Here is an 8997-nt window from a genome sequence, read left to right on the forward strand (position 1 = left end):
CGCGCCGGGCACCGAGCACGCCTCACCATCGCCCGGGCGAACAGCGACACCGCACGACGCGGAACAACGGGCCGACGCCGGACGGGCACAGCCCGTCCCTGCACCTCCTGGCCCACTGAACCGGAGACATGACACCGTGACCAAGACCCTCGGCCTCATAGGCACCGGCATGATCGGGAGCGCACTGGCCCGCCTCGCCGTCGACGCCGGCCTGAACGTCGTCCTGAGCAACTCCCGCGGCCCCGAAACACTCACCGACCTGGTCGCCGAGCTCGGCGACCGGGCCCGCGCCGCCACTCCCGCCGAAACGGCGCAAGCGGGTGATCTCGTGGTGGCGACCATCCCGCTGAGTGCCTACGCCCAGCTTCCTGTGGCCGCGCTGGCCGGCAAGACCGTGATCGACACGCTGAACTACTACCCGGAGCGTGACGGCCACATCTCCGAGCTGGACACCAACGAGCTGACCAGCAGCGAACTCGTGCAGCGCCACCTCACCGACTCCCGTGTGGTCAAGGCGTTCAACAACATCGACTTCGGCCGCCTCACCACCAGCGCCCGACCCGCCGGTGCGGCCGACCGAAGTGCCCTGCCCATCGCCGGCGACGACGAAGCCGCCAAGCGGCAGGTGACGCAGCTGCTGGACATCCTCGGCTACGACGCGGTGGACATCGGCTCCCTCGCCGACAGCTGGCGCAGCGGGCCCAACACTCCGCTCTACGGCCGGCCGTACGCACCGCCGCAGCCCGAGGGAATGAGCCTCGAAGAGGCGATGGGTTGGTACCTCAAGACTCCAGGGCCCTGCGTTCCCGTCGACCGGGTGAAGGAACTGGCCGCTGGCGCCGTCCGCGGCTCTGCGGGCGGCACTCTGCCCTCCTTCACCAACTGAGCCGCACGAACGGGGACGGACCCGCACGACCGAGACGAGTGACCGGCATCCCGATCCGCTGACCAACGCGGGGTGCCGGTGCACATGGCCCGCGACATGTCCACATGCGAAGCGCATAACAGACGCGGCCGGGATGCCCCTGGCCCTCACTGAATGACATGCCATCAACCAGTCGACGCACTCCTATCGCCCGGCGCACCGCAGTGGCACTGGCCACCATGTCGGTTGTCGCGGCCGTCGCCAGCGCGGCGCCGGGCACGGCCGCCGCCGTTGCCAACAGCTCAAGCGTGACACGTCACGCCGTCACCCAGACGCAGAACATCGAAAGCGCCAGCACCGCCCCCCAACCTGCGCGTCAGGGCAGCCAACGGCATCACCTACCAGTACCGCCGCTTCGGCCACCCCAGCCCCGGCACAGTCCCCCTGGTCTTCCTCCAGCACTACCGCGGCACCCTGGCCACGCTGGGTCGCGGCCAGGTGCCGCGCGGGCAACCGGGGAGCCTGCCGGGCGTCGGGACGAGGCGCACGGTGCCTGCCGTAGCACTGGTGAGGCCGCAGCACGCGGTCCGCAGCCCGACGAGGAGAACGACCCGCCGGAAGTTTCACCTCGCACATGGCCCGGCCCGGTTCGATCTCGACGGGTTCGATGGCCAGCGTGTCCACAGGCGGGTGGGGTCGGCCGTGTTCCCCTGCCGAACCCCTGCAGCACCTCCAGGCCGCTCGGCCGCTGAACGGTCTCGACGGTCGGAGGGGGATCGTGCCAGGTGTACGCCGGGTGCCGTCGGCTGGGTTTCGTGCTCATGAGGTCGTAGGGCTGCGCATGGACGTTCCGTTCTGATGGGGGCGGTTGTGTACGGCGGCCAGGGCCAGCACGGCGGCGCCGAGGAGCACGGCGGCGGTGACGGCCAGGCCGGCGTGTACTCCGGCGGTGAAGGCACTGTCGATCGCCGCGCGTCCCGCGCTGGACAGCGGTCGGGTTCCGGTGCTCCCGGAGGCGACGGCGGCCTCGACGGACGCCCGCGCGGTGGTGGGGACGCCGTGTGTGGCGAGCTGGTGTGGCAGGTCCGCGGCGACACGGCTGGTGAACAGCGAGCCGAGCAGTGCGGTGCCCATGACCGCGCCGACCTGCCGGGCGGTGTTGACGGCGCCGGAGGCCATGCCCGCACGCTCGGGAGCCACACTGACCAGCGCGGCGGCTGTACTGGGCGCGACGACCAGGCCGCAGGCGGCACCGAACAGGACGAACAGTGGCCACACCCGGCTGTATTGGGTGTCCGGCCCGATCGTGGTCAGCCCCAGGACAGCGAGAGCGCAGATCAGCAGGCCGAGCGTCAGGGGTGCCTTGAAGCCGGTACGGCGGATCACTCGGCCGGTGAGGTACGCCGAGACGACGTAGACGGCGAACAGGGGCAGCATGTGCCAGCTGGTGTCCAGCGCGTTCAGGTGCTGGACGTTGTTGTAGAACATCACCACGAGGACGGCCACGCCGGTGAAGCCGAACAGCGCCACCGCGGCGATGACCATCACGGCGCTGAACGAGCGCGACGCGAACAGCCGCACGTCGAGCATCGGCGCCGCCACCCGCAGCTCGACGGTGACGAACGCCGCCGCGCCGGCCGCGGCCAGGATCCAGGCGGTGATGACGGGGGCGGCGGTGTATCCCTCCTGGCCGCCCTGGATGAGCGCGTAGACGAGACTCGCGATCGTGACGGTCCCGAGCAGGGCGCCGGGGATGTCGAGACGTCCGCCGGGGGCCAGGGACTCCGCGGCGAACGGGACCGCGACCAGCAGCGTGATGACTCCGAGGACGGCGTTGGGCACGAACACCGCCTGCCAGCCGAGGTGGCCGAGCAGGGCCCCGGCGAGCAGCGGTCCGACGGCAAGGCCGATGCCCGACGACGCCGCCCACACGGTGATCACCTCGGTCCGCCGGTGCGGATCGGCGAAGGTCGCGCCCAGGATCGCCAGGCTGTTGGGCAGGATGAGCGCACCGCCGACGCCCGAGACCAGCTGTGCGGCGATCACCATGGCGGTGGTGCCGGCGGACGCGGCCAGCAGACCGCCGCCGATCATGACGACCACGCCGACGCAGAACATCCGTTTGCGGCCCCACAGGTTGCCCAGGGTGCCGGCCGACAGCACCAGACTGGCCACGACCAGCGTGTACGCGCTCGGGATCCAGATGAGCGCGCTCGGGCTGACGTGCAGATCGTCGCGGATCGCCGAGAGCGCCGAGATCGTGGCGGTGACGAGCAGGAACGTCATCATCACGCCCAGGCACATCGCCACCAGCGTCGGTGTTTCCCGGCGCTGTACGGCCGCCTCCGGGCGGGCTCCGGCTCTACGACCGTCCCTGCCGACCGGCAGCCGGCCCCCTGCCGACGCGGCGATACCGGCCGAACGCCTGCTTCGGACGCGGTCCGTGGTCATGAATGGTCCTTCCTCGTTCGGCGAGGATGTGGGGAACCCGGTCGCGGAACGCACCCCCGGGAGGGCCATCGCGGCGGACGCCGGTGTTGCCGTGCGTCGCCAGGGCCGATAGCGGGTGGCGGCCCCGGGGCACGTCGAGGTCAGGCTCGGCGGTCGGCTCGGGCGTCACCCAGCACGGACCGAGCGAACGACCGCTGCCCCGCCCGCAGCGGTCGCGTCCGCAACCGCTGACGGTCTGACAGCGGCACCAGTTCATCCGTGCAGATCGTTCGCCGTCCTCGCACGGTGAACCACCTTCTTCTCCCACGCGGCGGGAGAGGCAGATTCCTCATCGGTGCGGTCACGACGTACGACAGGTCGGGCGCGCGCCCGACTCACGCTGCCTTTTTGCGGTCAGCCGGCGGCCATGCGCCTGGCCGCTTCCGAGGCCAGGATCTGCACCGCTCCGGCGGGGCGCATCATCACCATGAAATCGGTGATCTTGCCGTCCTCGTCGAACTCGACGATGTCGACGCCGGACAAACGGGCGTTGCCGACGCGGGTGCTGAATTCCAGAACGTAGCCGGTTCCGCTGCTGAAGTGCCGCAGGTAGGTGAAGTCCTCCATGATGCCGAACACGACACGCAGGATCGCCACCATCGTGTCTTTCCCCTGGTACGGCTCGAAATCCGCAGGCGAGCGGTAGGCGACATTCTCCGCGAGCAGATCAGGGAGCCGGTCCCAGTCCAGCTCCATGACGATGCTTCGCCACTCCGCGATTCCATCCTGCGCCGCCTCGTGCGGCTGGGCCCTGTGCATATCAGCCATGATGTTGATGTCTTTTCAATTCGGTTCTGGTGGGGGGGTGACCGACGTGCTTCTCGCCTCTCTCCATATGCAGAAAGGTGACGCGAAGCGGGCGTCGTCGCGAGTGGATGGCGCTTATGCCTGTTCGTTGATGAGGCCGGCGTAGTGGCCCAGGTTTCGCTCGATCTCCTCAAGGCCGATTTCCGCGATGGCCTTTCCGAGCTGCGGCACGCGTGCCTGGAATCCCGGCCAGTTGACCGATTCGGCGAACTCCGCCCAGGACGCGCGTAGATCGGCCACCGGAGGGAGGGTCGACCGGTTGATCTGTGCCTTGGCGCCCAGGACCGACTGCTTGTCGAACGACGCGATGCGCGCTGCCACGCCGCTCACGAGGTCGTCGAGTTCGGCGTCGGGGACGGTCCGGGTCACCCACCCGTACCGCTCGGCCGTGTCGGCGTCGAAGTCCTGGCTGGTGAGGATCGCTTCGAGTGCGCGGTCCCGTCCGAGCAGTCGGGCCAGGCGGTCGCTGCCGCCACCGCCGGGGACGATGCCGATGGCGACCTCGGGCTGGCAGAAGAACGCCTCCTCGCGGCTGGCGTAGCGCAGGTCGAAGGCCAGGGTGATCTCGTCCCCGCCGCCCCGGGTGCGCCCGCGGATGGAGGCGATGCTGATGAACGGGGCACTGGTCAGGCTGGTGACCAGGTCGACCCACGTGGGAGTCCCGTCGGCGCTGTTCAGCGCCAGGAGTTCGGGCACCTGGCCGAGATCGGCGTGATTGAAGAAGTATCCGGGCGTACCGCTTTCGAAGATGACGACCTGGACCTGCTCGTCCCGGCTCAGCTCATCGATGACGTCGACGAGTTGGCTGACGGTGTCCGCGCCGACGACGTTCACCGGCGGATTCGAGAAGGTGACCTTGCGGATCTTCGGCGCCACTGTCTCGATGCTGAACATGCTGTGCTGCGTCATGGTGTGCTCCAGTGTTGAGGGGACGAATGGGCGGAGGGAGGAATCAGGTAGGTGCCGCCACAGCGGTTCCGAAGGCTGTCGTCGGCGGCCTCTTGTGGATGGGCAGGGCGGCGTGGTGTACGTACGCCGGGGGGACGTTCGGCCACACCACCCGACTGCGCTCGACGGTGGCGAACCGCGCGGCCAGCTCGGCGGCGAACCGCCGGGCCGGCGGTGTCCACGCCGCGTGCACGTACGCGAAGGTGCTGAACCTGCCGCTCGGCCCGAGTGCGCCGGTCACCGCGTCGAGGATCCGGCGCTGCCCGTCGTGCGGCATGACCGTCCACGGCAGACCGGACACGATCACGTCGACCGGATACGGCACCAGCGTCGCCAGGTCCTCGGCCGAACCCTGGACCACCTCGACGGGACCGCCTCGGTAGCGGTCCGCGAGCCGGCCGGCGAACACCGGGTTCAGCTCGATGGCCACCAGCCGGGCCCCCGGCGCCAGTTGCCGCACGATCGCCTCGGTGATCGCGCCGGTGCCGGGCCCCAGCTCCACGACGACTTCGGCGCCATCCAGGCCGAGTCCGCAGGTCATGGCCTTGGCGAGGGTGGGAGAACTGGGAGCGACCGCGCCGGTGAGACGGGGGCGGCGAAGGAACTCCCGCATGATCGACATGCCCCGAACCTAGGTACCGGCTGTGTCGTCCGGCGTCCTCCCGGGCGCCCGACCGGGTCATCCGCCAGGACGAACCAGTCCGCTCTCGTAGGCGACGACGACGGCCTGTATGCGGTCGCGGATGTGCAGTTTGGTGAGGATCCGGGCCACGTGGGTCTTGACCGTGGTCTCGCCGAGGAACAGCTTCTCGGCGATCTCGGCGTTGTTCAGTCCTCGGCCGACGAGACACAGCACCTCCCGCTCACGGTCGGTCAGTGTGTCCAGGCGTGCGTCGGAGAGTGGGGCGACGGCGCCGGTGATGTACCGGTCGACCAGCCGCCGCGCCACCGATGGGGCGATCATCGTGTCGCCCCGCAGTACGCCGCGGAGGGCAACCAGGATCTCGGCGGCCGAGGTGTCCTTGACCAGGAAGCCGCTGGCTCCGGCACGCAGCGCCGCGTACGCGTATTCGTCGCGGTCACAGGCGCTGAGCACCAGGACGTGGGTGCCGGGCAGCTCGGCGCGCACTTGCGCGGTCGCCGAGATGCCGTCCAGACACGGCATGCGCACCCCCATGACGACGAGGTCCGGGCGCAGTGCGAGTGCCTGTGCCACGGCCGTCTCACCGTCCCCGGCCTCACCGACGACCGTGAGGTCCGCCTGGCTGTCCACCACCCCGCGCAGGCCGGCCCGCAACAACTCCTGGGCGTCACAGATCAGGACCCCGGCCTCTGTCATGGCGCCCCGCCCCCTGACATGGCCGCCCGCTCCCGCACGCCGGTCAGCTCATGCCCGGACACCGGACGGTCGGAGTTGCGGGCACCGGCGTGGACGGCGGTGCCAGGGCCGGACGGCTCGACAGCGAGTGTCCGGCCAAGGCCCCGGTCGGCCCCGGTGGCGAGAACGGTGTGGAAGGGCAGGCCCATGAAATGCTCCTGGGGAAAATGGGGCGACGTGAGAGACGTGCTGATCTCACCGAACGGCCTGCCGATGTTCTGTGCAGAACGGCGGCGTGTGCCGGGGTCAGGTGATCTGGTCGGCTGTGTGGGCGGGCCGAGAGGTCGGCTGCGCAGGCGCGTCGCCGGGCGGGCGGCGCTCTTCGATCGCGGCCAGCGCGACGACGGTCGCGGCGGCGACGATCGCGGCCAGGTACGCCGGGGCCGCCAGCGTGACCATGCCTCCGATGATCAGAGTCGACAGGGCGAGCACCCGTGACCAGTGCAGGTCGTCGAACAGATTGGCTCCGTGCCAGGTCTGCGTGGCGATGAAGAGGGCGGGCCCGCCGAACACCAGCAGGTTCGTGGTGAGGCCGGCGTGCTTCGCGGGGTGCGCGATGACGCGCTCATCGGCCACGGCGGCGGCGATCAACCCGACGACGGAGACCATGAGGCTGATGACGCCGCTGCGCCCGGCCCGCATCGGGTCCTCGGTCCGCTCGTAGTGGCGTACGACGCGTTCGGAACGGCTGAAGAACAGCCAGAACAAGGCGATCGTGCCGGTGAGGGCCACCCCTGCGGTCAGCAGGGTCATCGGCTCGTACGGTGCCGCGGTGAGCGCGGTGCCCGTGGTCATGACCGTCTCGCCCAACGCGATGATCATGAACAGGCGGCCGCGTTCCAGCAGGTGCCCGCCGGCGAAGCCGACCTGCCGGGACTCCAGTCTGCGGCCGGGCAATGGATGCGCCGTCCAGGTACCCGCCAACTCGACCAGGGTCGCCGCGGCCCACCATGCCAGCCGTGCACCGCCGGCGACCGCCGCGCCGGTCAGCCACAGAGGTGCGGCCGCACCGAACCAGACCAGCACACGAACGAAATGCTCCTGGTTGACCTCATCGAGGCCCACCCTGAGCAGCCATACCGTGCGGCCGAGGTGAATCAGCAGGAACGTGGCGACGAAGACCCACCCGGCGTCATCGAAGGCGCGTGGGATCGCGGCGTTCATGAACAGCCCGACGAGCATGACCGCCAGCAGCATCCGCCGGGTCCGCGGGTCCTCGGCCGGGACGAGGGTGACCGCCCACGTGGTGTAGGCCCACGCCGCGTAGACCGCAAGGTAGAGCACAAGTGTCTGACCGGCGCCGGTCCACGTCGGATGTGCCAGCAGCTGATGCGACAGCTGCCCGATCGCGAAGACGTAGACCAGGTCGAAGAACAACTCCAGCGGCGTGACCTCCCGGCGCGCCGAATCACTGGTCAACTCCACGATACTTCTCCTCGATTGCACGATTTCAGGTCGATGTCCGGCCGCTGCCGGCCGGCCGAAGGCGGGACCGCGCACGGGTAATGTCATCCAGGGATGCGGGCACCGTCCTCGTCCTGACCCGGCACGCGTCGCGACTTCCGGATTTCGGATTTCGGATTTCGGATTTCGTCCGAGTGATCAGTCGGCCAGGAAGGCCGTCACCTGGGCGGCGAAGTCCTTGGCATGCTGGAAGAGGAAGGCGTGGCCGGCGTCGCTGTAGGCGACGAGGGTGGCGTTGGGAAGGTGCTGTACGGCGGTGTAGGCCGCCAGCGCCGGGATCATCACGTCCTGCATGCCGGTCGCGTACAGGACGGGCTGCTGGATGCTCTCCAGCTCCGCTCGCACCTGCTCGAAGGGTGTCGCCGCGTCTTTCCCGATCGCGGTGAGCTGGCCCGTGGCCGCCGCCTCGGACACCTCGGGGACCCCGGTGGCCAGCCGGGTGGCCACCCTGGCGAGGTGGGCGTACCCGGCGGCGCGCCCAGTGTCCGTCTCCGGGAAGAACAGGAACACCAGGTCGTCCCCCGTGACCTCGGGCTTGGTCATGGTGGCCCGCACCTTCGGGTTGGGGTCCGGGGCGCCGGGCACCGTGCCGCCGGGATTGGCGGCGGCCACGACCAGCCTGCGGACCAGGTCGGGCCGGGTGCGGGTGATGTGCTGGGCCACGGTGCCGCCCAGCGTCCAGCCGAGCAGGTCGACCTGCGCGAGACCGAGGGCTTCGATGAACTCGACGGTGCCCTCGGCGAGTCCCTCGACGGAGTCGCGCGGGGTGCCGGTGGTGTAGCCGGTGCCGACGTTGTCGAACACGATCACGTCGTGCTTCGCGGCGAGGTGGTCCAGGAGCTCCGGGTCCCACCAGTCGAGAGTCCCGCGGACCCGGTTCAGGAGGACCAGCGGGGTTCCGCCGCGCGGGCCGACGCGCCGGTAGGTGAACGTCGCAGAGGGACCGTCGAGGGTCAGGTTCTCGGCCGCGTCTGCCAGATAGGTGCTGCTCATGTCGAGATTCGCTTTCCTGAAGCTGTCGTCTTGTGGTGGACCTAGGTGTGTC

The 8997-nt window shown here is 69.8% G+C and carries 9 protein-coding genes; 1 reads left to right on the plus strand and 8 read right to left on the minus strand.

Annotation, left to right across the window (positions count from 1 at the left end; translation table 11 throughout):
- Positions 1–136: 136 nt before the first annotated feature.
- On the plus strand, positions 137–886 hold the full coding sequence (locus ACZ3KP_RS40740) for an NADPH-dependent F420 reductase (protein ID WP_467506164.1): 750 nt from the start codon (positions 137–139) through the stop codon (positions 884–886).
- A gap of 798 nt (positions 887–1684) precedes the next feature.
- Here the strand turns inward: ACZ3KP_RS40740 and ACZ3KP_RS40745 are convergent.
- The 8 genes from ACZ3KP_RS40745 to ACZ3KP_RS40780 form a co-directional block, all read right to left on the minus strand.
- Entirely contained in the window at positions 1685–3316 is a 1632-nt protein-coding gene (locus ACZ3KP_RS40745) for an MFS transporter (RefSeq protein ID WP_467506166.1), read from the minus strand.
- A 393-nt stretch (positions 3317–3709) separates the two neighbouring features.
- Positions 3710–4123 (minus strand): nuclear transport factor 2 family protein, encoded by a 414-nt coding sequence (locus ACZ3KP_RS40750; RefSeq protein ID WP_467506168.1) that lies wholly within the window; start codon positions 4121–4123, stop codon positions 3710–3712.
- A gap of 114 nt (positions 4124–4237) precedes the next feature.
- On the minus strand, positions 4238–5071 hold the full coding sequence (locus ACZ3KP_RS40755; protein ID WP_467506169.1) for an enoyl-CoA hydratase/isomerase family protein: 834 nt from the start codon (positions 5069–5071) through the stop codon (positions 4238–4240).
- 43 nt (positions 5072–5114) lie between these two features.
- Complete coding sequence (locus ACZ3KP_RS40760; RefSeq protein WP_467506171.1) at positions 5115–5732, minus strand: class I SAM-dependent methyltransferase; 618 nt, start codon at positions 5730–5732, stop codon at positions 5115–5117.
- 57 nt (positions 5733–5789) lie between these two features.
- Positions 5790–6449 carry a response regulator gene (locus ACZ3KP_RS40765; protein ID WP_467506173.1) on the minus strand — a complete coding sequence of 220 codons (660 nt, stop codon included), beginning with the start codon at positions 6447–6449 and terminating at the stop codon, positions 5790–5792.
- Positions 6446–6637, minus strand: a complete 192-nt coding sequence (locus ACZ3KP_RS40770; RefSeq protein WP_467506175.1) for a hypothetical protein — start codon at positions 6635–6637, stop codon at positions 6446–6448. The genes ACZ3KP_RS40765 and ACZ3KP_RS40770 overlap by 4 nt, the downstream gene beginning before the upstream one ends.
- Before the next feature lie 97 nt (positions 6638–6734).
- Entirely contained in the window at positions 6735–7913 is a 1179-nt protein-coding gene (locus ACZ3KP_RS40775; RefSeq protein WP_467506176.1) for a low temperature requirement protein A, read from the minus strand.
- A 177-nt stretch (positions 7914–8090) separates the two neighbouring features.
- Positions 8091–8945 carry an alpha/beta fold hydrolase gene (locus tag ACZ3KP_RS40780; RefSeq protein WP_467506178.1) on the minus strand — a complete coding sequence of 285 codons (855 nt, stop codon included), beginning with the start codon at positions 8943–8945 and terminating at the stop codon, positions 8091–8093.
- Positions 8946–8997 lie beyond the last annotated feature (52 nt).

It is taken from the genome of Streptomyces sp. NPDC020958 (genome assembly GCF_055562175.1).